This is a genomic window from Modestobacter sp. VKM Ac-2984 (assembly GCF_026967985.1).
Lineage (GTDB): Bacteria > Actinomycetota > Actinomycetes > Mycobacteriales > Geodermatophilaceae > Modestobacter.
Genome location: NZ_JAPVBJ010000009.1, coordinates 1 through 23391, shown reverse-complemented (window position 1 = coordinate 23391; position 23391 = coordinate 1). Strand labels below are relative to the sequence as shown.

General features: G+C 72.7%; 22 protein-coding genes and 1 pseudogene. 8 read left to right on the top strand and 15 right to left on the bottom strand.

The features are described 5' to 3' along the window. Positions 1-126: 126 nt before the first annotated feature. Positions 127-681 carry a hypothetical protein gene (locus O2W16_RS17400; RefSeq protein ID WP_269160081.1) on the top strand — a complete coding sequence of 185 codons (555 nt, stop codon included), beginning with the start codon at positions 127-129 and terminating at the stop codon, positions 679-681. Positions 682-768: 87 nt separating this feature from the next. On the opposite strand, the gene O2W16_RS17395 is transcribed toward O2W16_RS17400, so the two are convergent. Continuing rightward, positions 769-1863, bottom strand: coding sequence for a DUF5925 domain-containing protein (locus O2W16_RS17395; protein ID WP_269160080.1), 1095 nt, complete (start codon positions 1861-1863; stop codon positions 769-771). 267 nt (positions 1864-2130) lie between these two features. Between O2W16_RS17395 and O2W16_RS17390 the strand changes: the two genes are divergently transcribed. Both O2W16_RS17390 and O2W16_RS17385 read left to right on the top strand, forming a co-directional pair. Continuing rightward, positions 2131-2271 carry a hypothetical protein gene (locus O2W16_RS17390; RefSeq protein WP_269160079.1) on the top strand — a complete coding sequence of 47 codons (141 nt, stop codon included), beginning with the start codon at positions 2131-2133 and terminating at the stop codon, positions 2269-2271. A gap of 69 nt (positions 2272-2340) precedes the next feature. Then, positions 2341-2886: a DinB family protein gene (locus tag O2W16_RS17385; protein ID WP_269160078.1), complete on the top strand. Its 546-nt coding sequence runs from the start codon at positions 2341-2343 to the stop codon at positions 2884-2886. Between the two features lie 15 nt (positions 2887-2901). Here O2W16_RS17385 and O2W16_RS17380 read toward each other — a convergent pair whose 3' ends face one another. From O2W16_RS17380 to O2W16_RS17365, 4 genes are all read right to left on the bottom strand, one after another. Next, a complete protein-coding gene (locus O2W16_RS17380; RefSeq protein WP_269160077.1) occupies positions 2902-4533 on the bottom strand; it encodes a DUF6398 domain-containing protein in 1632 nt (543 codons plus the stop codon). A 184-nt stretch (positions 4534-4717) separates the two neighbouring features. Beyond that, positions 4718-5143 (bottom strand): type II toxin-antitoxin system VapC family toxin, encoded by a 426-nt coding sequence (locus O2W16_RS17375; RefSeq protein WP_269160076.1) that lies wholly within the window; start codon positions 5141-5143, stop codon positions 4718-4720. Continuing rightward, complete coding sequence (locus O2W16_RS17370; protein WP_269160075.1) at positions 5140-5397, bottom strand: type II toxin-antitoxin system Phd/YefM family antitoxin; 258 nt, start codon at positions 5395-5397, stop codon at positions 5140-5142. Before O2W16_RS17370 ends, O2W16_RS17375 begins: the two co-directional genes overlap by 4 nt. Before the next feature lie 212 nt (positions 5398-5609). Then, positions 5610-5789, bottom strand: a complete 180-nt coding sequence (locus O2W16_RS17365) for a hypothetical protein (protein ID WP_269160074.1) — start codon at positions 5787-5789, stop codon at positions 5610-5612. A gap of 522 nt (positions 5790-6311) precedes the next feature. Here O2W16_RS17365 and O2W16_RS17360 point away from each other — a divergent pair. Beyond that, positions 6312-7061: a matrixin family metalloprotease gene (locus tag O2W16_RS17360; protein ID WP_269160073.1), complete on the top strand. Its 750-nt coding sequence runs from the start codon at positions 6312-6314 to the stop codon at positions 7059-7061. Between the two features lie 206 nt (positions 7062-7267). Here O2W16_RS17360 and O2W16_RS17355 read toward each other — a convergent pair whose 3' ends face one another. From O2W16_RS17355 to O2W16_RS17340, 4 genes are read right to left on the bottom strand one after another with little or no spacing between them, the layout of a single operon-like run. Continuing rightward, on the bottom strand, positions 7268-8947 hold the full coding sequence (locus O2W16_RS17355) for a GAP1-N2 domain-containing protein (RefSeq protein ID WP_269160072.1): 1680 nt from the start codon (positions 8945-8947) through the stop codon (positions 7268-7270). Then, entirely contained in the window at positions 8944-10128 is a 1185-nt protein-coding gene (locus O2W16_RS17350) for a TRAFAC clade GTPase domain-containing protein (protein ID WP_269160071.1), read from the bottom strand. The genes O2W16_RS17355 and O2W16_RS17350 overlap by 4 nt, the downstream gene beginning before the upstream one ends. 1 nt (position 10129) lies before the next feature. Continuing rightward, the gene (locus O2W16_RS17345) at positions 10130-10267 is read right to left on the bottom strand and encodes a hypothetical protein (protein ID WP_269160070.1); all 138 of its coding nucleotides are present in this window, start codon (positions 10265-10267) and stop codon (positions 10130-10132) included. 17 nt (positions 10268-10284) lie between these two features. Then, positions 10285-11388, bottom strand: a complete 1104-nt coding sequence (locus tag O2W16_RS17340; RefSeq protein ID WP_269160069.1) for a serine/threonine-protein kinase — start codon at positions 11386-11388, stop codon at positions 10285-10287. A 206-nt stretch (positions 11389-11594) separates the two neighbouring features. Between O2W16_RS17340 and O2W16_RS17335 the strand changes: the two genes are divergently transcribed. Then, positions 11595-13337, top strand: coding sequence for a putative bifunctional diguanylate cyclase/phosphodiesterase (locus tag O2W16_RS17335; protein ID WP_269160068.1), 1743 nt, complete (start codon positions 11595-11597; stop codon positions 13335-13337). A gap of 43 nt (positions 13338-13380) precedes the next feature. After that, positions 13381-15147 (top strand): putative bifunctional diguanylate cyclase/phosphodiesterase, encoded by a 1767-nt coding sequence (locus O2W16_RS17330; RefSeq protein WP_269160067.1) that lies wholly within the window; start codon positions 13381-13383, stop codon positions 15145-15147. Between the two features lie 26 nt (positions 15148-15173). Here O2W16_RS17330 and O2W16_RS17325 read toward each other — a convergent pair whose 3' ends face one another. Next, positions 15174-15965, bottom strand: coding sequence for a zinc-binding dehydrogenase (locus tag O2W16_RS17325; RefSeq protein ID WP_269160066.1), 792 nt, complete (start codon positions 15963-15965; stop codon positions 15174-15176). Positions 15966-16038: 73 nt separating this feature from the next. Then, positions 16039-16209 (bottom strand): annotated as a pseudogene (locus O2W16_RS21720) (NAD(P)-dependent alcohol dehydrogenase); the annotation flags it as partial. 261 nt (positions 16210-16470) lie between these two features. On the opposite strand from O2W16_RS21720, the gene O2W16_RS17320 reads away from it, so the two are divergent. Continuing rightward, on the top strand, positions 16471-16617 hold the full coding sequence (locus O2W16_RS17320) for a hypothetical protein (RefSeq protein ID WP_269160065.1): 147 nt from the start codon (positions 16471-16473) through the stop codon (positions 16615-16617). Between the two features lie 82 nt (positions 16618-16699). Here the strand turns inward: O2W16_RS17320 and O2W16_RS17315 are convergent, their stop codons facing one another. Beyond that, positions 16700-17110 carry a hypothetical protein gene (locus O2W16_RS17315; protein WP_269160064.1) on the bottom strand — a complete coding sequence of 137 codons (411 nt, stop codon included), beginning with the start codon at positions 17108-17110 and terminating at the stop codon, positions 16700-16702. Between the two features lie 387 nt (positions 17111-17497). Here O2W16_RS17315 and O2W16_RS17310 point away from each other — a divergent pair, with 387 nt between their 5' ends. Then, the gene (locus O2W16_RS17310; RefSeq protein ID WP_269160063.1) at positions 17498-20098 is read left to right on the top strand and encodes an MGH1-like glycoside hydrolase domain-containing protein; all 2601 of its coding nucleotides are present in this window, start codon (positions 17498-17500) and stop codon (positions 20096-20098) included. Between the two features lie 57 nt (positions 20099-20155). Here the strand turns inward: O2W16_RS17310 and O2W16_RS17305 are convergent, their stop codons facing one another. The 3 genes from O2W16_RS17305 to O2W16_RS17295 form a co-directional block, all read right to left on the bottom strand. Then, the gene (locus O2W16_RS17305) at positions 20156-20788 is read right to left on the bottom strand and encodes a response regulator (RefSeq protein WP_269160062.1); all 633 of its coding nucleotides are present in this window, start codon (positions 20786-20788) and stop codon (positions 20156-20158) included. A gap of 145 nt (positions 20789-20933) precedes the next feature. Next, complete coding sequence (locus tag O2W16_RS17300; protein WP_269160061.1) at positions 20934-22034, bottom strand: hypothetical protein; 1101 nt, start codon at positions 22032-22034, stop codon at positions 20934-20936. A 455-nt stretch (positions 22035-22489) separates the two neighbouring features. After that, on the bottom strand, positions 22490-23089 hold the full coding sequence (locus O2W16_RS17295) for an endonuclease/exonuclease/phosphatase family protein (protein ID WP_269160060.1): 600 nt from the start codon (positions 23087-23089) through the stop codon (positions 22490-22492). Between the last annotated feature and the right edge of the window lie 302 nt (positions 23090-23391).

The window sequence follows — 23391 nt, the reverse complement described above, 5'->3', positions numbered from 1 at the left end:
TTCGCTCGAACCGAAGGGAAGTCACCCGATCTCGTCCCGCTGTGTCGCCCGTCCGCGGCCGCCCGGCGACGGCATGCTGGCCCCGTCCGCGGCGACCGGCGCCGCGATGCCGTCCAGGATCGAGGGGTGTGCGTGGGTACCGAGGCGACGTCGCTCTTCGGCAGCGAGCTCGGACGCGCACCGGTCAGCGCCCGCCCCGTCCAGCCGCGACTCGAGCGGTGGACCAGCCTGTCCGCCTGCGTGCTCGATGCCGTGTGGAGCGTGGGAGCGGACCACGACCGGGTCGTCGTCCCGCTGGTGCACCGCGTGCTCATCCCCACCGCGACCGGCCCGTTGCTCGCGGACACCCCGGCGAGCGCAGACACCCACCCGCTTCCTCGGCTGCTCACCCGCTTCCCGGACGAGCAAACACTGGAGACCGCCGCACAGAACCGGCAGCGGACGTCGACGCGCGGCGGCGTGACCAAGTCGGACGCCGCGCTCCGCTACGCGCGGATCCTGGTCGACCACGGGGTCCTGGGCGTCGAGGACCTACCGCGGTTGCTGGCTGACCCGGCATCGTGGTCACGCCTCGACCGTGCGCTGAGCCGGGTCCCCGGAGAGGGGCAGCAGGGGGCGCGGCGCAGCCACTTCTGGTCGCTCTGCGGCGTCGACGAGCGGGGCCGGATCGCCCGACCCTGAGGTGCCGGCCCGTGGGGTCCTGCGATCAGCTGCTGCCGGGCGGTCGGCGACCACCACGGTTCCGCGGAACCGCCGGCCGGTGCGCGGTCAGAGGTAGCCGCCGACCTCGCGCAGCGTGCGGCCGGCGGGCAGGGCCCGCTCCTCGCGGATGGCGAACAGCTCGGCGAGGGTCACCTGTCCGCTCGGCGCGGGGCTGTCCGGGCCGAGCCACGCCTGAGCCTCCGGCGGGCTCAGCGGCGCGAACTCCACCGCGCTCAGGCACCGGCCGGGCCGGGTGATCGCCGGGTGCAGGCCGCCGAGGTCCTCGTTGGTGGTCAGCAGCACCACCACGCGCAGCCCGTGGCCGAGGATGCCGTCGCACAGGTTGAGCAGCCGGCCCAGGGAGGCACCCGCCCGCTGCGCCGCGTCCGTGCGCAGGTACTCGTCGCAGTCCTCGGCCACGATCAGCCGCCACTTCCCGGCGGGCTCGTCGTCGTCATCGTCGCCGCCGGCCACCTCGAGCAGGTACTGCGGGTTGCTGAACAGCTGCTCCGGGTCGGTGACGTAATGGGTGTCGCACCACGGCGCCCACGCCCGGCTCAGCGCTCGTACCGCCGTCGTCTTGCCCGTGCCCGGCGCGCCGTGCCACAACACCAGCCGGCCGCTGCGGTCCGCCAGTCCGGTCATCGACGTCAGCGTGGTCACCGCGACGCCGGTGGCGCGGGCGTAGTTCGGCACCACCTCGTCCCAGGACGGCGAGGTGACCGTGCGTGCCGAGCTCTTAGGCTCCTGGAGGCCGCTGGACCAGAAACGCATCCGCACCGTCCCGTCAGGCAGTGCGACCACCGCCCGCGCTGCGACCGCGAGCTGGTTCACCAGCGCCTCGACCGGCGCCCGCTCCGCACCGACGACGGAGACGTGGGTGATGCCCCACCGCACCCGCAGGTGCACGATCGCGCCCTCGACGTCGGCCAGGACCGCGCGCCAGTTGTCCGCCCGCTGGTCCAGCCGCACTCGGGCGTCCGGCGGCAGCAGGCCGGCCGGGTCCTCCACGGTGCCCGGCACCTCGACCGCACGGTGCACGGGCATGGCGCCGCTCCACTGCGCCTGCAGCAGTACGGCGTCGCTGATGTCCTCGACGTCCTGCAGGGCGACGCCGGGTACGACAGCGCCCGGCAGCGCGCCGAGAGGGTCGGGCAGCACGTCGTCCTCCAGGGGGCGTCGGGTGTCGAGCCCGGCGGACGGTACGGGACGGATCCGACGTTCTCGACCGGTTTCCCGGTGGGGGTACGACGGCGACAGCCGGTCCCGTGACGCTCGTGCTCTGGTGCGCCAGTACAGCCAGAGCACGAGCGTGCGCCGACCAGGTGTCGCTGGCCGGCGCCGGCCGGCTGCGGTCGTCGGGCGCCGGACGCCGGACACCGGACGCGAGGTCTACCGGCGGCGCCGAGGCCAGATCCCGGTCCTGCGGTGCGCCTCGGCCACCTCTCCGGCGGTGGCCGCGCCGAGGGCGCCGGCGGCGAGCCGGGCGACCTCACCGGGCCAGCCGTGCTGCGCGCCTTGCTCGACGCGCTGGACGGCGCGGGCGCTCAGGGGAGTGCGGGGAAGTGAGTCACGGACGCCAGCGATGAGCGGGCGAGAGCACCACCCCGTCGGCGATCGACCGGCGAGGATGACGGTGTGTCAGTCGACCACCGTCCGGCGTTGCCGCCGCTCGCCGGTGAGGAGCACGTCTGCCCGTCGTGCCCGTTCTCCTACGCCGAGCACGACGTCGACCGCGCGTCAGCGGTCATCGTGGCCATCCCTACCCGAGCCCGGGCGCTGTTCGACTCGCTCGACGATGCAAGGTGCCGGCAGCCCGGCCCGGACGGCGCGTGGTCCGCGGTGGAGTACCTGTGCCACCTGCGCGACGTCTATGCCACCTCCACCATCCGGCTGCACTGGGCGCGCACCGAGGACGACCCGGCCGTCGAGCCGATGCTCAACGACCTGCGGGCCCGCCGCTTCGGCTACTGCGACTCCGCCGTCGAGCCTGCGCTGGACCAGCTGCAGGCCCACGTCAGCGGCTTCCTGGCCGAGATCGCGCGGGTCCGCCCCGAGGACTGGGGCCGACCGGTGCACCGCCTCCCGGACGAGCACCGCAGCGCGCGGTGGCTGGTCCGGCAGGCAGCGCACGAAGGCGTCCACCACCTCCGCGACATCGCCGAGGTCTCGCGGCGGCACTGACGATCGCGCACGGTGTCAGCGGTGCAGCTCGGAGAACCTGTCCCGTGCGGCGATCAGCTCCCGCCGCCGCTCGGACGTGAGGTAGCGCGGCGATCCCAGCTGCGGTCCGGCCGGGTGGTACGCCGCAGCGCCGATCGCCTTCAGGAGGGCGGTGCCGCGCTGCGACGGCGAACCGGTCAAACCGAAGTGGGCCATCAGCTCCTTCGTCATGAGGCCGCCCCCGCCGGCCTGCTGGTTCGACCGGAGCACCAGCCAGCACGCCGCTGCGGCGAGGGTGTCGGAACGACCGCGACGGCGGAACACCTCCGGGTCACCCTCGGCGGCCGCGGCCACCAGGCGACGGGTCGCGGTGCGGTGTTCGACGTCCAGCAGTGCATCGCAGCAGCGGTCGACCAGCTCCACGACCTCGGCCACCCGGCTACGCACGTCGTCCGGCACCCGCTCCCAGGCGAACGGCTCATCGGGCAGCGGTTCGGCGTCCAGTTCCTCCAGAGCTGCGGGCCCGCCGACGACACGAGCCAGCTCCTCCTGCGCCTGCTCGGCCAGGTGCTCGTCCGGGTCCAGCACGCCCAGGGCGGCAAGGAGCGCCTCGGGTCCCTGCAGTCGTGGAGAGCGGATCGCCTCCTGGTACTCCGGCTCGAACTCGTCGACCGCGGCCAGCGTCTCCGCGGTCAGTTCCGGCCGGATGCCGCGCTCGGCGTGACTGAACCGGATCAGGGCCCGCAGGACGTCCGGCGCCTTCGACAGCAGGCGAGCGTCGGCGACGATCTTCCGCGGGATCCAGTCGACCAGCAGCATCTCCACGGCCACCGGGCTCCAGCGCAGCGGATCGCCCGGCCCGTAGTCGGTGCCGAACCACACGATGTCGCCGAGCAGCTCGCGCTGGCCAGCATCGGTCAGGCCGGTCGAGAACGGTGAGCCGAGCACTCGCACGGCCAGGGCCTCCCGGTCCGCGGTGCTCCACTCGGGCCGCTGGTAACCCTGCCCACCGGCGGGCAGCAGGCCGACGGCCCACTCGACCAGCGGTCGGTTCGCCGGCCACGTGTCGGTCTCCAGGGGCGGGAACAGTCGGGCCCCGTGCTCGATCGCCTCGGTTGCTCGGGCACGCGCGTCGGCGGGGGCGAGCTCGGTGACACCCAGGTCAGGGTCGTCGGTGGTGTCCTGCATGAGCACGATCAGGTCCGGCAAGGCGCCGGGGACCACGAAGGCGTCCTTCGCCACCGTCCCGAGGTTGTGGTCGACGTAGACGGAGACCGCCAGCTCCGACCCGTCGGCGAGCGTGACGCCCAGGAGCAGGCTCTCCCCGTCGCCGAGCACGTGCCCGAACTCGGCTGCGCGATCGGACGCCCGGGCCCGGTCCAGCTCGGTCAGCCAGCGGGGGAGGACGTGTCCGCGCAGGGCGATCTCGCGGTGGACGCGGGCGCGCAGGACCCGGTCGCCGGTCAGCCCGGCGACCGCCGCCACCAGGGCCGAGGACTCCAGGCGCGGCACGTGGAGGAACGCCTGGACGAGTTCCTCCCGGGGCGGCAGGGGCTCGGCATCGTCCGACCGGAAGGGGGAGTCCCGGCGGGGGTCCGTGGCGGAGAGGAAGGCGCTGGCCACGTCGAGCAGGCCCAGTGGCTCCCCGGTGGCGAGCGCTTCCGCCACCTGGTCGAACAGGTCGGGAGTCCGCCGACCCCCGCCGGCTCGACCGCTCCGGCGGCTCGCGCTGCTTCCGTGCTTCCGTCGGCGTGAACGCTTCGGCACGGGACGACGCTAACCGGTGCGGCGGTGTCTGGCCGACGTCCCAGCAGGGACGGCGACCCGCCGGTCGTCGCACGGAGCCGCTCCTTCAGGCGTTCGTGTCCACGACGGCGAGGCCGTCGTCCCGCCAGGCGCTGAGCAGCTCCCGATCGCCGCTGGCCGCGACGAGGTCGTCATCGGCGACGGCGAGCGCGGCCGCGCAGTGGACGGCGTCGTAGCCGCGCAGCCCGTGCCGGAGTGCGGCTGCGGAAGCCGCCCGCAACCGCGGTCCGTCGGCAGGCACGACGGCTACGTCGCTCCACAGCTGGTCCAGCAGAAGCAGAGCGGCATCGCGGGCAGAGCGGTGCAGACGTCCAGTGCGTTCCGTGCGGGCGAGCGCCGCTGACGCCTCGACGTGTCCGACGGCTGAGCACAGCACCACGTCAGCGGCGTCCCACAACCGCCGGCAGCGGGGGGAAGATGCCTCGCTGACGAGCAGCGGGACGAGCGCCGACGTGTCCAGGTACAGGATCACCGCCGGTCGGCGAGCACGGTCTCCGAGAGCGAGATGTCCGCGACGATCGGGTCGGGTGCCGGCCGCTTGGGGTGAGTTGGGGGCTGCACCACGCCCTCGGCGATCAGCTGATCGAGTGCGGTGGGAGCGCCGATCGGGGTGATGCGAGCGACCGGGGTGCCGTGGTCGGTCACCGTGATCGTGGCGCCACCTCGAACGTCGGCGATGTGCTTGCTGAGCCCGTCCCTGAGGTCGCGGATGCCGATGTTCGTCATGCCCACTCCTATGTAGCCACGATTCCTCAATCGAATATAGCCACATGCGTCTGCTCCGACCAGAGCGCCCGCAACCGAGATGCGTGTCGCCAGTGGAGCGCCGGGCCGGGTCGGGCAGGCCGCTGGCCGGCGACCGGGGTCAGCAGGGGCCACGTGTCAGCAGACCGACCGCGCCACCGGTGGGTCGACGGGCGCCCGAACGAGAGCCAGGGTTACGGCTCGTTCCCCACCCCGTTGTCGTGCTCGCCGGACGGCCATCCCGGGTCGACCGGCGCAAGCAGCACCATGGTCGGTGGCGCGAGGGCCGGCTGGCCGATGGCCGCTGCGATCCTCTCGTCGTGCCGCTGGAGCTGCGTCTCGTGCAGCAGGTCGTCCAGATCGATGTAGATCACGGACTGAGGCGCTCGAGAGCTCCGGCGTAACGGGGGAGCTCGGTGTCGATCACCCGGTCGAGGAGCTCCCGCTTGCTGGTGCGCTCGATGTAGTCGCGCACCGCCTGGCGGCGACCTCCTGCATCGATCGGCCCTCGAGTTCGGCCCTGCGGCGTAGCGCGTCGGTCTCCTGGTCGTCGAGCCGCAGGGCCATGGCCATGCACCCATGATGCCGCCGGTGGCGCCGCGTCCGTGCTCACCCGTGCGGGCGACGAGGGCTCTACGCGGGGCCGTCGGTCGGCTATGAACAGCATCGGAACACGATCGGCCGACGGTGGGGGAGCAGTGCGCCAGCACGACGACCGGGCGAACGCACCCACCGAGCTGCGCACCTCACCGACGGGTCGGGTCCCGCAGTGGGTCCTCGACGAGTCCGTCGGTCGGAGCAGCCCGTCCGAGCCGTGGCGGGCTTGGACGCCCACGCAGCCACCGGCGCGCCGCACATGGAAGCGGCGCACGTGGACGGGCATCGGGGGAGCGCTGGTGGTGCTCGCCATCGTGGCGTTCGCCGCCGTCGCCGTCGAACTGCTGCCCGGCCTCGAGGCGACGGCCACCGATCGCACCGCGCCGACGGCCGGCACCGAGGCTGTCGACGGGCCGCTGGGCACGCCTCTCGCCCCTCCTGCGGACGGCGGGACCCACCAGTTCGCGCAGCTGCAGGACGACGGGATCACGCCGGTCGCCTACGACCCGTGCCGGCCGGTGCACTACGTGGTCCGGCCGGACAACGAGCCAGTCGGCGGCGACGTGCTCCTCTCCGACGCCGTCGCGCAGATCTCGGCGGTGACCGGGCTGCAGTTCGTCGACGACGGCGGCACCGACGAGACTCCGAGTGACCAGCGCGATCCCTTCCAACCCGACCGCTACGGCGACCGCTGGGCGCCCGTGCTCGTCACCTGGGACACGGTCGCCGAACAGCCCGACTTCGCCGCCGACGTGGCCGGACTGGCAGGCAGCCTCGCCGTCTCGTCCGGTGAGGGGCCGGGCGTCTACGTCACCGGCCTGGTCGAGCTCGACGCCGCCCAGTTCACCGAGATCCTCAGCCGACCGGGCGGTCAGGCGGTCGCCCGCGCGATCGTGCTGCACGAGTTCGCACACCTGGTGGGCCTGGACCACGTCGACGACCCGGCGCAGCTCATGTACCCGACGACCTCCGCCGTCCTCGACTTCGCCGCCGGCGACCTCACCGGCCTGAGCCGGCTGGGTGCGGGAGCCTGCGTCCCTGCGGTCTGACGGTCGACGGCCCGGCGCCCGGAAACGGAACGTAGTCACAAGGGGAGCGACCCCCAACGCATGACCGCACGAGTGCCCACCGACACCCTGTCCTCCGACGCTCGTGGTCTGGTGCGCCAGTACAGCCAGAGCACGAGCATGCGCCGACCTCGTGTCGCTGACCAGGGCCGGCGAGCTGCGGTGGTCGGGTGCCGGACGCGCGCGGTCTACCGGCGGCGTCGCGGCCAGATCCCGGTCTTCCGGCGCCCCTCGGCCGCCTCCCCACCGCTCCCCGCGCCGAGCGCACCAGCGGCCAGCCGGGCAACCTCACCCGGCCAGCCGTCGTCCCCGGCCAGCAGCAGGAAGTTGCGGGCCACGATCGCGGCGACCTCCTCCTCGGGCAGCCCTGATCGGAACAGCACGTCCCGCAGCGCCCAGCCCTGCCCCGCCAGCTCGCTGGCGGCGACGGTGACCGCCAGCCGTTCCACCATCGACGTCGCCAGCCGCTCCGCCGCCCAGGGCAGTGCCGCCCGCACCACGGACGACGGAGCCGAGCCGCCCAGGGTCAGGAACCACTCGGGGTCCTCCAGTAGCAGGTGCCCGAGCAGCGAGGAGGAGCTCGCCGGCCACTCGTCGACCCCCGCCCACTCCCGCACCAGCGCCTCCCGCACCACCGGCCGGCTGGTGGCCAACCGGGCCAGCCCGGCGAGGTCGTCGGTCAGCTCCAGTAGCGCCACCGGGTGGGGGAGGGCCATCGACTCCTCGACAAGCGCGGCCGCGGCCCCGCCGACCTCGGGCAGCCGGCGGCCTCGCGCCAGCTCCGCGGTGAACGCCTCGCACAGCTCCGTCCGGGTCAACCCGGTGAAACCGCTCGGCACGTCCGCCTTCCCGGCGCCGCTGAAGACGGCGGTCAGCGCGGCGTCGAGCTCCCGGTCGCGCAGCCGGTCCCAGGCGTCGGGGTGCCGTTCCAGCGCCGTCCGCAGCGCCGCCTCCACCTGCGGGGCCGACGCGGCCACCGCGCAGGCGACGTCCACGGCGTCCGGGGAGGACAGCCACCACCCGGCCTTCTCCGACTCCAGCACCCCGAGCAGCTGCGTCGGGGTCAGCGACGCGGGGTCCAGCCCGGTCCAGGTGTCGGTGAACAGCCACCGGTCGAGGGTCTCCAGCTTGCGCACGTTGTCCGAGCACAGCTCCTTCTTCGCTGCCGCCTCCAGCAGCGCCCGCGCCCGCGCGGTGTCCTGCCCGTCGGGCACGACGTCGTTGGGCGCGTCTGACCCCACGTGCACCCGAACCGGAGCAGCGTCACCCGTGGCGGACGCCGTCCCCACGTGCAGGGCGACAGCCGACGCGAGTGCCCTCGGCAGCACGTCGAAGACCGCCTCGGCGACGTCGCGCCCCGCCGCCGTCCGAGCCGGCAACCCGACCACCCCTGCACCGGCGGCCACCGCAGCGAGCACCAGAGCCACGCAGGGCACGAGGGCGTCGACGTCGTCGGCGGTCAGGGCCGACAGCGACCGGCGGGCCGCCGGCACCTCCACTACCGGCATCTCCCGCGACGGCTCGGCCTCGGCCGGGAGCCCGTCGAGGAACCCGCCGCCGCTGCGGAACGCCAGCACGTCCCGGGGCGTGAGCCGGCCGCCGCCGTCCCAGAGCAGGTGCACCAGGTGGTTGCCCGGCCGGCCGAACGCGTCGGTCCCGGCCGGTACCGCGCGGTAGGCGATCCGCCCGCCGGCGGCGTGCCGCAGGCCGAAGGACTCCCCGGTGCCGAGGGAGATCAGCGGGCCGAGCGTTGCGCGGCTGTCACCGACCTCCGCGGGCCAGTCCGGCGAGAGCTGGACGACGCCGAAGCCCGGTCCCTCCAGCGTCCGGCTCGCCGACGTGTAGACCAGCTGCGCGCAGGTGGTCATCGGCGCAGCCGATCAGCGGCGGCGACGTAGGAGCCGTCCAAGTCCAGCCCCTCGCTGGGCAGGAAGCCGTGTCGCGCCAGCAGCACCAGCAGCGGCTCCAGGCACCCCACCGGGGCGATCGAGGGGTAGGCGCCGTCGCTCGCCTCCGACCCGGTCGCCGAGACGGCGTGCACGGTGGGGTCCGGCAACCGGGTCAGCAGCGTGGTCAGCAGGTTGCTGCCGCCGTTGACCTCCAGGAAGTCGACCAGGCGGGCGCTGTTGTCGCGCACGTCCTCGAACAGGCGCGGCAGGGCGGCGACGCTGATCTCCGGGTTGCGCAGCGTGTCGGCCGGGAACTCCGGCCGGGTGAGCAGCTTGTCGGCCTTGCTCAGGATCACCCCGGTCGACACCCCCTGCAGGAAGCCGTCCCGGCGCAGTCCACGGGCCGAACGCAGCAGGTCGGCCAGGTTGACCAGCATCTGCGTCGGCCGGGCCATGCCCAGTGCCGCCTCGCCGGGGTCGGCCACCGCCTGCAGCCCCGGGAACATCCCCGGCGACAGGACGACGAGCACCGCGCTCGCCTGGTACAGGAACTTGCTGAACCGCCCCAGGTCCTCCTTGCGGTAGAGCTGCTCCCCGGAGGCGTCGAACAGGACGACGTTCAGGGACCGCTCCGGCCCGCCCTGCGTCGCGCGCCGCAGCACCAGCGTCAGCGGCTCCGGCGACTGGCCCTGCTCCAGCAGCGGCGGGGTCAGCGGCAGCTGCCGGTGGTCGACCAGCAGCGGCTGGTGGTACTGCTGCTCGAACCGGTTGGCGCTGTGCTCCTCCAGCTCGACGGAGATGCCCAACGGGGCGAGCGCCCCGGCGTGCAGCGCGTCGATCAGCACCGTCAGGTAGGTGCTCTTGGAGGCGCCGGTGAGGCCGACGACGCCGACGACGATGGTCGGCCTGGTGGCGTAGTCCGGCGGCAGGCGGTGGCCGTTCGGGCAGACCGGCACCGCGTCGACCGCGTCGGAGGCGGCCGCCCTCGCCTGGGACGACGGGCCGGGTGCCGGCTGGCCACCCCACCGCCCCTCGCTGAAGCGCTGCCAGGCGCTGCGCCGCTGGACCGGCGTCGGCTGGGGCCCGCCGACGGGGCTGCGCAGCAGCGGCACGGGGAAGGACTCCAGGCAGCGCGGGCAGACCAGGTCCTTCTTCGCCACCTCAGGCCACCAGCAGGAGGTAGCCGAACACCGTGGTGATCGCGAAGACCAGCAGCAGCACCCGCTGTCGCTGCAGGTACCGGTGCCGGCGGGCCTCCAGCGCCTGCTGGGCCATCGCTCGCTGGTACAGACCGGACACGACGCCTCCTCGGGGGATCAGAAGATGAGGTACGTGACGAAGCCGAGCACCACGGCGGCCACCAGACCGAGCAGCACGGCGACGGCGATCGCCGCCGCGTAGCCGGTGGGGGTGTCGGCGATCGCCCGCTCCAGCCGGGAGAGCTGGTAGCGGACCGCCTCGCGGACGGCGACGGCCGACCGCAGGTCCTGCAGCGCCGTCCGGGGGGAGGGGATCTCCGACGGCTGCTCCAGCCAGCGGGTCTGCTGCTCGACGTCACGGGCCAGCTCCGCGACCGTCGGTCGCCGCTCCGGCGCGACCCGCAGCGCGTGCGACACCGGGTCGAGCAGGTTCGGCGGCACGGCGGCGAGGTCCGGCCGGCCGGCCTGCAGCTCCAGCCAGTAGTCGGCCGGGGCCAGCTCGTCGTCCGGGTCGACCGGGTGGCGGGCCCCGGCCGCGTAGGCGATCACCATGCCCCAGCTGTAGACGTCGCTGGCCTGGGTCAGCGGCAGCCCCTGCAGCTGCTCCGGGCTGGCGAACAGCTTCGACCCGAGACCGGCCAGGGCGGTGGTGACCGTGCCGGCAGGCCGCTCGGCGCCGAGGTAGCGGCTGATGCCGAAGTCGACGAGGACGACGTCCCGGTCGGTGATGATGATGTTGGCGGGCTTCACGTCGCGGTGCACCACCTCGGCCGCGTGCACGTCCCGCAGCGCCCGCAGCAGGCCGATGGCGATCCGGCGCAGCTCCTCGGCGTTGAGCCCGCCCTCCCGGGAGGCGAGGAACTCGTCCAGCGGGGTGCCGGCGACGTACTCCTGCGCGTAGTAGGGGTTGGCCGCGGTGAGGTCCTGGTCGACGATCTGGGCCACCCGGGGACTGCGGATGCGGGCGGCGTTCTCCACCTCACGGGCGAACCGCCGCCGGACCAGCTCCCCGGCGCCGTCCGGCAGGCTCTTCACGACCACCAGCGGGTCCGCGGCGTCGTCCCGGCCGACGAAGACGTCGGCGCCCTGACCGCCGCGCGGCAGCCGGCACAGCAGCCGGTAGGGCCCGATCTGCGACGGGTCGCCGGCTTCCAACGGGTGCAGGCGGCGGGAACCGAGCCCGTCGGCCAGGCCCTCGGTGGGGGAAGAGGCGTCTGACACCGTGCCGCGCCCCTCCCGTCGCCGGATCGACCGGGGCCCACGGTAGAGCCCGGACCTGTGCCGGCACCATGAGGTCCGGGGACATCCGACGGGACAGCGGGGCTCACCCCCGCGAGGTAGCGAGACCGGCCAGTCCTGCCCGCACCGTCAACTCCGTGGACGACCCGACCGACCACTGAGAGGTGACCTGGTCGACGGCGCCTGCGGTGGCGACACCCCGCATGATGGCGCGCATCCTCGGGACGTTCTACGTCGCGGCCGGGGTCGCAGGCCTGTTCGGCGTGCTCGGGCCCGGCGCCGGTGCGCAGGGCCGCTGGGAGATCCTCGGCATGTCGGTGGTCGTGCTGGTCTGTGCCGCCGTCTCGCTCCGTTGGGGTGCCCGCTGGCCGCGGCACGCCTTCCACGTGCCCGTCGGCTCGGCCTCCGTCCTGGTCGCCGTCGTGGTGTGGGTCAGCCCCGACCCGGCCACCGCGATGACCGCGGCTGCGCTGCTGGCGTTCGTCGCCGTCGACGCCTGCTTCTTCTTCAGCCTGCCGCTGGCCTGGCTGCACATGGCCTTCGGCATCGGCGTGGTCACCGCCGCGCTGCTGGCCCAGGGCCACGTCCCGCTGTCCATCGCGCTCGCGCTCGACTCGATCGTCGTCGCGATGGGGACCGTCGTGCGCGGCCTGGTCCTCCGCGCCTCCAGCGCCAGCCGCGATCCGCTCACCGGGCTGGCCAACCGCCGCGGGTTCGACGACGCCCTGCAGGAGCTGCTCGCCACCGCCGGCCGCACCGGCGATCGGTTGTCGGCCGCCCTGCTCGACCTCGACCACTTCAAGCAGATCAACGACACCTCTGGCCACGAGGCCGGCGACCTCGTGCTCTGCCGGATCGCCGACGTCTGGCGCCGGGAGCTGCCCGCCGACGCGGTGCTCAGCCGGCACGGCGGGGACGAGTTCGCCCTGCTGCTGCCGGGGACGTCCGGGCAGGCCGCGCTGGACCTGGTGCGCCGGGTCGCCGCGCGCCACCCCGAGATCGGCCTGTCCTGCGGCGTCGCCGAACACCACCGCGACCAGAGCGCCGCCGACCTGATGCGGCGGGCCGACCGGGCCCTCTACGACGCCAAGGCCGCCGGCCGCGGCCGGGCCGAGCTCGAGGGCGGCCCGGGCTCCGAGCTGGCCCGTGACCTCGCCGCCGCGCTGGCCGCCGGCGACGTGCTGGTGCAGTACCAGCCCATCGTCTCGCTGCCGGACGGCGCGACGGTCGGCGTCGAGGCGCTGGCCCGCTGGACCCATCCCGAGCACGGGCCGGTGCCGCCGACGGACTTCGTCGCCGTCGCCGAGCAGACCGGGCTGGTGATCACCCTGGGCAACCACGTGCTGCGCACCGCCTGCAGCCAGCTGGCCGGCGTCCGCACCCCCGCCGGTGACCACGTCACCCTCGGCGTCAACGTCTCCGGCCGCGAGCTCAGCGACCCCGACTACCCGCAGCGGGTGTACGCCGTGCTCGCCGAGACCTCCTTCCCGGCCGCACACCTGGTGCTCGAGGTGACCGAGAACGTGATCGAGGGGGAGTCGCCGACCGCCGTCGCCGCCCTGCACGAGCTGCGCGCCGCCGGCCTGAAGGTGTCGATCGACGACTTCGGCACCGGCTACTCCTCGCTCAGCCGGCTGGACATGCTGCCGGCCGACGTGCTGAAGCTCGACCGCTCGTTCATCGAGACCGTCAGCTCCTCGGCGCGCCGGGCGCAGATGCTGCAGAGCCTCGTGGCGATGTGCCGTGCGCTGGGCCTCGACGTGGTCGCCGAGGGAGTGGAGACCGCCGAGCAGGAGGCCACGGTCCGCGCGATGGGGTGCACGTTCGCGCAGGGCTGGCGCTACGGCCGGGCCGTCTCCCTGCCCGAGCTGCTCACCGGCCTCCGCGCCGGTGCGCACGCCGTCCCGCAGGAAGCCGCCTACCGTGGCTGACCCAGCCGCGGGTGGCGGACCGGGACGGGTGGGGGGTGGCCTGGTGCAGCACGCCCGGTCCGGCACGCCGGAGGTGGCGACACCGCGGATGACGGCGCGCGTCCTCGCCGTCTTCTACGCCTTCGGTGGCGTCACCGGGCTGCTCGCGGTGCTGGGCTCGGCCCCGGGCACCGGACGCCGCTGGGCCATCACCGCGCTCGGCATCAGCGCGCTGCTCGGCGCCGTCGTCCTCGTCCGCTGGGGGCCGCACTGGCCGCGTGCTGCGTTCCACGTCCCGGTCGCCGGGGCCACCGGCCTGGTCGGGGCGGCTGCGGCGCTGGCCACCGACCCGCTGACCGCGCTGGTGCTCGCCTCGATCATCGCCTTCGTCGCGGTCGATGCGTTCTTCTTCTTCCGACCCGTGGTGGGGCTGGCCCACCTCAGCGTGGCGGTGCTCGGCGTCAGCACCGTGCTCGTGCTGCGCGGCGACGTGCCGGTGCCCACCGTCCTGGCACTGGACACCGTGGTCATCGCGCTGGGCACGGTCACCCGTGACCTGGCCTGGCGGGCGTCCAGGGCCAGCCGCGACCCGCTCACCGGGCTGGCCAACCGGCGCGGCTTCGACGACGCGTTGCAGGAGCTGCTCGCCGCCGCGGAGCGCCGCGCGGAACCGCTGTCGGCGGCGCTGCTGGACCTCGACCACTTCAAGCAGATCAACGACACCGACGGGCACGAGGCCGGCGACCGGGTGCTGGTCCGGGTCGCCGACGCCTGGGGCGCCGAGCTCCCGCCCGCCGCCGTGCTCGCCCGCCACGGCGGCGACGAGTTCGCGCTGCTGCTCCCCGGCCTGACCGGGCCGGTCGCGTTGGCGGAGGTCGAGCGGCTGACCGCGCTGCACCCGGGCATCGGCGTCTCCTGCGGGGTCGCCCAGCACATCCCCGGCGAGACCAAGGCGCAGCTGATGCGCCGTGCCGACGCCGCCCTCTACGTCGCCAAGGACGGTGGCCGGGACCGCTGCGCCCTCGACGGCGCCGCCGGTGACCCGCTGGCCACCGAGCTGGCGGCGGCCGTCGCCGCGGGGCAGCTCGGGGTGGCCTTCCAGCCGGTGGTCGAGCTCGCCGGCAACCGGGTGATCGGCGTCGAGGCGCTGGCCCGCTGGGACCACCCCGGACGCGGCGCCGTCCCGCCGGACGAGTTCATCGCCCTCGCCGAGCAGCACGACCTGATCACCCCGCTCGGTGAGCTGGTGCTGCGCACGTCGCTGGTGCAGCTCACCGCGCTCCGCGAGACGACCGGCGTGCAGCTGGTCCTCGGCATCAACGTGTCGGTGCACGAGCTGGCCGACCCCGACTACCCGCAGCGGGTCGCCGCACTGCTCGCCGAGTTCGGCTGGCCGGCCGACCACGTCGTCGTCGAGGTCACCGAGACCCAGCTGGAGTCCGACGCCGCCGTCGTCCGGCAGAACCTCGAGACGCTGATGCGGCTGGGCCTGATCGTCGCCGCCGACGACTTCGGCACCGGGTACTCGTCGCTGAGCCGGCTCGACGTGCTGCCCGTCCAGCACCTCAAGCTCGACACGTCGTTCATCGCGTCGGTCACCACCTCGCCGCGCCGCGCGCAGCTGCTGGCCAGCATCGTCGCGCTGGCCGACAACCTCGGCATGGGGCTGGTCGCGGAGGGCGTCGAGACCGTCGAGCAGGACGCCGAGCTGCGCCGGCTCGGCGTCCTGCTCGCGCAGGGCTGGCTCTACGGCCGGCCGATGGCGGTGACCGAGCTGGCGGTGTGGCTGGCCGACCGGTCGGTGGACGGGGCGTTCTCCGTCGCGGGCTGAGCGAGCGGGGCGGTGGTGGACCCCGGTCAGTCCCCGGGGACGACGACGGCGCGGCCGCGGAGCGTGCCGTCGTGCAGCTTCCGGTAGGCCTCCGGGGCCTGGTCCATCGAGTACCGCTCGACCTCGACGTGGATCGCGCCGCTCCGGGCGAGGTCGAGGACCTCCATCAGCTCCGTGCGGGTGCCCCAGTACGGCGCGCGGACCGAGACGCCGAACGGCGTGGAGAAGAAGCCGGTGGGCAGCACCCCGCCGCCGATCCCGACGATCTGCACGACGCCGTCGATGGCCACCGTCTGCCGGGCGATCTCGAGCGTGGCCGGCGCGCCGACGATGTCGAACACCGCCTGGGCGCCCACCCCGCCGGTCAGCGCGCGGATCGCCTCGACGGCCGAGTCGTCGGAGGGGATCGCGTGGTGTGCGCCCACCTGCCGGGCCAGCATCAGCTTCTCCTCGTTGACGTCCAGGGCGATCACGGTCGCGCCGGTGATCGCCCGCAGGATCTGGATGGCCACGTGCCCCAGCCCGCCGGCGCCGATCACCACCGCGGTGCTCCCGGCGGGCAGCGCGGCCAGGCTGGACACGATCGCGTGGTACGGCGTGAGGCCCGCGTCGGTCAGCGAGACCGACGCCACCGGGTCCAGGTCGCCCAGCGGCACCAGGTGCCGGACGTCGTCCACGATCAGGTACTCGGCCAGCGCGCCGGGCGCACCCAGGCCGGGCGGTGCGATGCCCAGCGCGGCTGCCCGGGTGCAGTAGTTCTCCGCGCCGCGGGCGCAGGCGTGGCACTGCCCACAGCCCCACGGGCCGTAGACCGCCATCGACGACCTCCACCCCGGTGACCCCGTCACCGAGCGCATCGACGACGCCGGCGCCCTCGTGCCCGAGGGTGAGCGGCAGGCCGTAGCTGTACTGCTCGGCGGGCAGGCTCATGAGGAAGGAGTCGGAGTGGCAGAGCCCCGCAGCGGTCACCCGCAGCCGCACCTGGCCGGGGCCCGGTTCCGGGGTCGGGATCTCGACCACCTCGGGGCTGCCGCCGATCGTCCGGTACTGCACTGCACGCATGCGCCTGCCCGCCCTCTCGTGGACGCCGACCGTCGGCGTCCACGGCCGACGCTAGGAGGTCGGCGCCGTGCCCGCTGCGGTCGCTGGGCACCACGGAAGGGGCCCGACGACCCTGGCCGGCCACCGCACCACCGCGCCCGGGTCGGAGAGCCGGCCGGCACGTACCGCGGCCTGCCGGGCGTGGACTCCGACGTCCTGGGGCACTCTCGACAGGCGCGGCCGACACCGGCCACATCGACAGAGGGAGACACCATGGCAGGCATGATCCGCAAGCTCCTGATCTCGGGCGTCGCGTCCAAGGTCATCCAGGAGGCCCGCAAGCCGCAGAACCAGGCGAAGATCAAGAAGGCGTTCGCCGACTTCCAGGCCAAGCGCAGCGGCGGCAAGGGCGGCACCGGCCGCCACTGAGACGACTGCCGCAGCGGCGCCCTGTCGTCCGCTGCCGCAGAGCGCCGGACCGGCGCTCTGCGGCAGGGCGACCGCGAGGTCGTCAGTCCGTGGTGGCCACGACCTCGTCGGACTCGACCGCGAGCTCGGTCTCGTAGTCGACGTACAGGTCGTCGGTGAGGTCGAAGTCGTACTCCTCCTCGACGTCGGCGATGGTGAAGACGGCGACGTCCCCGGTCACCGTCACCTCGTCGCCCTCCTCGACCGTGAAGGCCTCGGCGCCGTAGACCAGCGTCTCGTCCTCGCCGACGGTGAACGCGTACGGGTCGAGGACCTCCTGCACCTCGCCCTCGATGGTGACCTGCTCCCCCTCGACCAGCTGGATGCCCGGCGCCTCTTCGGCTTCCTCGACGACGGTCTCGTCGTCGCCGCAGGCGGCCGCGGTCATGGCCAGCGCCAGGGCCGCGGGGACGGCCAGCAGTCGGGTCCGGTTCGTCGTGTTGATGGTCGGCATCGGATGTTCTCCTCCGAGTCGGTCGTGCTCGTCCCACCGGGTGGCCGGTCCTCGGCGACCCGGTGCACCGAGGCCGTAGCCGTGCTGGGCGCGGGCGAACGACTCTCGGGCGGGTCGTGACCGAACGGTTACGTGACGGGAGGGGCGGCTCCGCCGGTGCGCACGGCCGCGGGTGGGGACAGGAGCGACGGGCGGGACGTCCGGCGGTGAGCCTGGTCTCGGACGGCCGCGCGTGACACGAGGACGCAACCTCGTCGTGGCACTGTGGAGGGCGTGTCTGCCGCAGAACCCGGCGCCCCGCTCCGCGATCCGGACCCGGCGCCCGCTCCCCGAGACACTGACCGACCCTGCAGCGCCGAGCACGCGCGCCTGGCCGAGTCGGCCGACATGGCCGCTCCCTGGCGGATGTGGGGGCCGTACCTGGCCGGCCGGCAGTGGGGGACCGTCCGCGAGGACTACTCCGCCGACGGCGACGCCTGGGCGTCCTTCACCTTCGACCACGCCGTCGCCCGCACCTACCGCTGGGGCGAGGACGGCCTGGGCGGCATCTGCGACCGCTACGGCTTCCTGAACTTCTCCGTGGCGATGTGGAACGGCGAGGACCCGGTCCTCAAGGAGCGGCTGTTCGGCCTGACCAACGGCGAGGGCAACCACGGTGAGGACGCCAAGGAGCACTGGTGGCCCACCGACGGCACGCCCACGCACTCCTGGATGCAGTGGCTCTACCGCTACCCGCAGGCCGAGTTCCCGTACGCACAGCTGCGTGAGGAGAACGCGAAGCGCACCCGGCTGGAGCGGGAGTACGAGCTCGCCGACACCGGGGTGCTGGACGAGGACCGGTTCTTCGACGTCCAGATGACCTACGCCAAGGCCGGCCCGGACGACGTCTGCATCACCGTCACCGCCACCAACCACGGCCCCGAGGCGGCGCCGCTGCACCTGCTCCCGCAGGTCTGGTTCCGCAACACCTGGTCCTGGGGCCTCGACGACCGCAAGCCCACGCTCACCGCCCAGGACGAGGAGGTCGCGGCGGTCGTCGCCGAGCACGGCTACCTCGGTCGCTGGGTGCTCGCCGCCGACGGCAGCCCCGACGTCCTGACCTGCGACAACGAGACCAACGCCGTCGCCCTGTTCGGCGCCGAGAGCAACGCCAGCGAGTACACCAAGGACGGCATCGACCGCCGCGTCGTCCACGAGGACAAGTCCGCGGTGAACCCCGACCGGACCGGCACGAAGGCCGCGTTCTGGTACCAGTGGGACGCCGTGGAGCCCGGTGAGACCGTCACCGTGAAGCTCCGGCTGACCCAGGGCGAGCCCGAGCAGCAGATGTTCGGTGCGCAGTTCGACGAGGTCCTCAGTCTCCGGAAGGCCGAGGCCGACGAGTTCTACGCCGGCGTCATCCACCCCGGGCTCTCCGACGACGACCGGCACGTGGCCCGCCGCGCCTATGCCGGTCTGCTCTGGACCAAGCAGCTGTACCGCTTCGACGTCGCCCGTTGGCTGGACGGCGACCCCGACGTCCCCGCACCAGCGGAACGCCGGGCCAAGGGACAGCGGAACACCAGCTGGCGGCACGTCGCGCTCGCCGACGTGATCTCCATGCCCGACGAGTGGGAGTACCCGTGGTTCGCCGCGTGGGACACCGCCTTCCACACCCTCCCGCTGGCGCACGTCGACCCCGACTTCGCCAAGGAACAACTCGTGCTCATGTGCCGCGAGTGGGCGATGCACCCCAACGGGCAGCTGCCGGCCTACGAGTGGGCGTTCGGTGACGTCAACCCGCCGGTGCACGCCTGGGCGGCCTGGCACGTCTACCGGCTCGACGGCTACCGCGACCAGCAGTTCCTCATCCGGGTGTTCACCAAGCTGCTGATGAACTTCTCCTGGTGGGTCAACCGCAAGGACGCCGACGGGTCGAACGTCTTCGAGGGCGGGTTCCTCGGGATGGACAACATCGCGCTGTTCGACCGGTCCGCACCGCTGCCGCCCGGCTACCGGCTGGAGCAGTCCGACGCGACCAGCTGGATGGCGTTCTACTGCCAGCAGATGCTGAAGATCGCCCTCGAGCTGTCGCAGTTCGACCGGGCGTGGGACGGCGTCGTCACCAAGTTCTTCGAGCACTTCCTCGCCATCTCCGAGGCGATGAACGCCTTCGGTTCGCACGAGGTGTCGCTGTGGCACGAGGACGACGGCTTCTTCTACGACGTCCTGGTCGCACCGGACGGGACGACGGAGTCGCTGCGGGTGCGCTCGATGGTCGGGCTGCTGCCGATCCTGGGCGCCACCGAGATCCCGGCCTGGGTCGCCGAGCGGTTGCCGGACGTCGCCGAGCGGGTGCGCTGGCTGCAGAAGCGCCGGCCGGAGCTGATGGGCCCGCTGCGCAGCCGGCGGGCACCGGAGGGCCGCAGGTTGCTGCTCTCCCTCGTCGGCAAGGAGCGGTTGCAGCGGATCCTGCAGCGGATGTTCGACACCGAGGAGTTCCTCTCCCCGTTCGGCATCCGGTCGCTGTCGAAGTCGACCGGCCAGGTGTTCGCCAACGTCGGTGGCCGGGACGTCTCGATCGAGTACGAGCCGGGGGAGTCGCGCACCGGCTTGTTCGGCGGCAACTCCAACTGGCGCGGGCCGGTCTGGTTCCCGGTGAACGTGCTGCTGGCCGACAAGCTGCGCACGCTGGGCCGGCACTACGGCGACTCGTTCACCATCGAGATCCCCACCGGCTCGGGCACTCAGTGCACCCTGGTGGAGGCCGCGGACCTGATCGACAACAGCCTCACCCGACTGTTCCGCCCGGTGGACGGCAAGCGCCCGGCCGACGGCGACCGGATCGAGTCCAGCGACTCACCGCTGTGGCGCGAACACCCGACGTTCAGCGAGTTCTTCGACGGCGACACCGGCGAGGGCCTCGGCGCCACCCACCAGACCGGCTGGACGGCGCTGGTCGCCCACCTCCTCAACCCGCGCCTCCCCGCCGACCCCCGCTGGGCCTGACGCCCGCTGAGGGGCCGAAGTCGCGACTTTGGCCCCTCAACGAGTTCTCCGCGCCGGTCAGCTGGACGGTTCGGGTGGCTGTTCGACCGTGCGTCGGGGGTCGGCGTAACGGGCGGCGGTGTTGCGGATGCAGCGCCGGACGAGCCGGATCAGCTCCGTCGGTTCTTTCGCGCTGCCGACGGCGCCGTGGCGGACCGCTTCGTCGAAGTGCTCGGGCTCCGTCGAGCCTGCGTAGATCACGTACGGGGTGACGTCGCCCGCCTGACGGAGCGAGTCCAGCAGCGTGTACCCGGCCCGGGGATCTGGTGAGCGACCCACGTTCGAGACGACCGCGTCGAACGGGCCCTGCAGTGCCAGCCGGGTGACGGCGTCGGTCGTGGACGTCGCGAGGTCGACGGTGCACCCGAGGGCTTCGAACGCAGCCATCTCGTGGCGGTTGCCGCTCGGGTGGTCGTCGACCCAGAGCAATCTTGGGCTTCGGCGGAGCCCGACCAGGTCCTCGGTCGCCGCCTCGACCTCCCGTTGGGCCAGTGCCTTGTCGACCTGCATGCCCTTGCTCGCCGAGGCGTCCACAACTGCGTCGGTCGCGGCGCCCGGGTCGCGTGCGATGAGACTGACCCCGCCGGGCAGCGTCGCCTTGACCTTGTCGCGGTTCAACAGACCGATCAACGAACGGCGGAAGACCAGCACGAGGATCAACACGACCACGGGCCAGGCGAGTGCATCGACCAAGCCCGTGACCTCGCCGAACTCGACTGCCGTCGGGGTCATCCCGACAGGATGGCAGGCGGGCCGCTCATTGCTCGGCCGGCGTCGGGCTCCATGCCCGGCGCCGTCACGTACGACTCGGCGAGGTCTCCGGCGATGCCTCGGTCAGCCGCCTGGCCGCCGCGACGACGGCGGCGCGGGTGGCGGGGTCCAAGAGGATCGACAGGGGAGTGCCCGGGCGCTTCCGGAAGTCAGCGGCCGTGATGACGTCCGCACGCAACTTCGCCCCGGCTTTCAGCAGGTCGCTGAGAAAGCGCTCCTGCGCCGGACGGCTGGCGCGCGCCGTCCACTCGAAGTTGCAGGACAGTGAACGGTCGCTGCAATAGACGCTGAAAGGAACGATCTCGACCCCGTCGGAGGTCGACCCCCAGATGGAGTAGCTGGGAGCTTGCCCCTCGCCGCCACCCTTCCTACGAAACCCCGCGTCGGCCATCTCCGACTCGAAGGCCGCCAGGGCGTCGGCCAATGAGTCCTCTCCCCGCTCGCGCAGATACCTGTCGACGTCGGCAGGCGTCCACCGCACGCTCGAACCATTGGACCGACGTGCGTCCTTCTCGTCCGCGGACTCCGCGCCGTACACGGTCGGGATGAGGATGTCGGTATTCCCGTACACCGCTCTGCGGAGCTCGATGGCGAGGAGACGCATGCCAGCAGACGTGTGGGTGTTGAGATACCGGACGATGCGGCGTAGGTCCTCGTTGATGGAGTCCACGGCCAGCACGAGCGTGAAGACCCCGGCCGAGAGATTGGCCTCCAGCGCCTGACGAGCCTCGTCGGGTCGCCCGTCGAACAGCGCATCGAGCGACGGGCCGTCCTGCAGCTGCCACTGGTTCACGAAGGCGGCCGGCGTCATCTCGGCCAGCCGAGAGGCGTAGTCGAGGACCTGGCCGATGATCGTCCGGCGGATGTCGGCGTTGGTAGCCAACTTGCACTCGACGACCGTGATCGAGCCGTCGGCATCGACGATCACCAGGTCGGCCGGGCCCGCGCCGGTGCTGAACTCCCTGACCGCCACAGCGGTCTTGCTGACGCCTTCGATCAAGCTGGGCTGGAGTGAGAGCAACTCCTGCAGCTCAGTTTCCTTTGCGTAGCCGAAGCTGGTCGGCTCGGACCAGGCACCGCCTTCGTGGCGGACAAGGACATCGATGTTCCCCCGTGGCGATGACACGTTCGGACTGTGACACAGCGGCTTGACACTCCTGCTCCCGACGCGTCAGTCAGGGGACGCCGATGTTGTCTCTCGTATCGCCAAGGCGGTTCTGTCAGCGGCAGCTGCTGTACTCCGCCCCTGGTCGCCGCCCGGTGACCTGAGGTGCGGAGGATCGTTGAGCGAATCGGTTGGTGTCCAGGCGGGGCAGGTGTGTCCGTCCTGTGGGCAAGAGGAGTCCATCCCGCTGATCTGGGGGCTTCCTGATCACGAGGGCATGCTGCTGGTCGAACGTGGTCTCGTGGCGCTGGGCGGTTGCCTGGTCGGGCCTGACGAACCGACGCTCTCCTGTCGTGCCTGCGGGCTGGAGTGGGGCGCAAGCCACGTGGACGGTGAGAGAGGCAGGCCGCGCCGGTGACGGCCGAGCAAGCGCCGTCGCGGCTCCGCCGTCTCAGCCGTTCGGTCGATCGAGAGCATCAGTCGGGATGTCGACGATCAGCGGCACGTGATCGCTCTTCCTCGACCCGACCCGACCCGACCCAAGTGTCGAAGTCGCCCACCCGTACGGAGGCGTCCGTCATCCACGCGCGCGGCCCCACCACGTGGTCGATGTGGAAGGGGTTCTCGCGGCGCCAGCGGTGGTAGTACGTCGGCTCCTCAGGTGCCTGATCGCGCGCCAAATCCCGGGACGTCGAGTAGGCATCCACCAGACCCAGTGCCTCGAGTCGACTGGCAACGGTGTCGTAGTGCCCCTGGCTGGAGCTGATCGGAGCGTTGAAGTCGCCGGCCAGCACCACAGGTCCGTCGGTGCACCGCTCAATCCAGTCGGCGGCCTGGTCCAACTGCCGCACGTACGTCGGATACCCCGCCACTGTCACGGACCACAACCCGACCAGCGTGAACGGCGAAGGCCCCTCTACGCGGACCGGCAGCGTCCACGCGGCAGCCGAATCGATCCGGTCGTGTGCCACCACGAACCAGGGTGCGCAGGCGATGACGGCCAGTTCCTTCCAGCTCTCTTCCCAGACCCGCCGCTGAGCCCGGTCACCACGCGGCTTCCTGGTGCCATCGGCCACTGGGGAAGGGGGGACGCTTCGCACAGGACGGCGACGTCAACGCCCTCCTCGAGCAGATGCTCGAGATTGGTGCCGAACTTGCCGCAGCAGTTCCATGTGGCCAGCTTCACTCGCACATCAGATCAGGTAGGCATTGACTGACAGCAGATCAGAGCAGGCGTGTCAGACCAGCACGATGGGCCCGCGATGGCCTCTGGTCACACCGACGAGTCAGCTCGCAAGTGGTGAAGTGACCCCCGTCAGGCGGACACCTCGTTCTGTGTCAGGTGCATGGTCTCGTAGTCGGTGGGGCTGAGGTTGCC

Bases quoted from the DNA above. Each gene is read 5' to 3' on its own strand.
- O2W16_RS17310 (WP_269160063.1), top strand. From the start codon at position 17,498: ATGGCCGCTCCCTGGCGGATGTGGGGGCCGTACCTGGCCGGCCGGCAG.
- O2W16_RS17315 (WP_269160064.1), bottom strand. From the start codon at position 17,110: ATGCCGACCATCAACACGACGAACCGGACCCGACTGCTGGCCGTCCCC.
- O2W16_RS17325 (WP_269160066.1), bottom strand. From the start codon at position 15,965: ATGGCGGTCTACGGCCCGTGGGGCTGTGGGCAGTGCCACGCCTGCGCC.
- O2W16_RS17320 (WP_269160065.1), top strand. From the start codon at position 16,471: ATGATCCGCAAGCTCCTGATCTCGGGCGTCGCGTCCAAGGTCATCCAG.
- O2W16_RS17370 (WP_269160075.1), bottom strand. From the start codon at position 5,397: ATGACGAACATCGGCATCCGCGACCTCAGGGACGGGCTCAGCAAGCAC.
- O2W16_RS17355 (WP_269160072.1), bottom strand. From the start codon at position 8,947: ATGACCACCTGCGCGCAGCTGGTCTACACGTCGGCGAGCCGGACGCTG.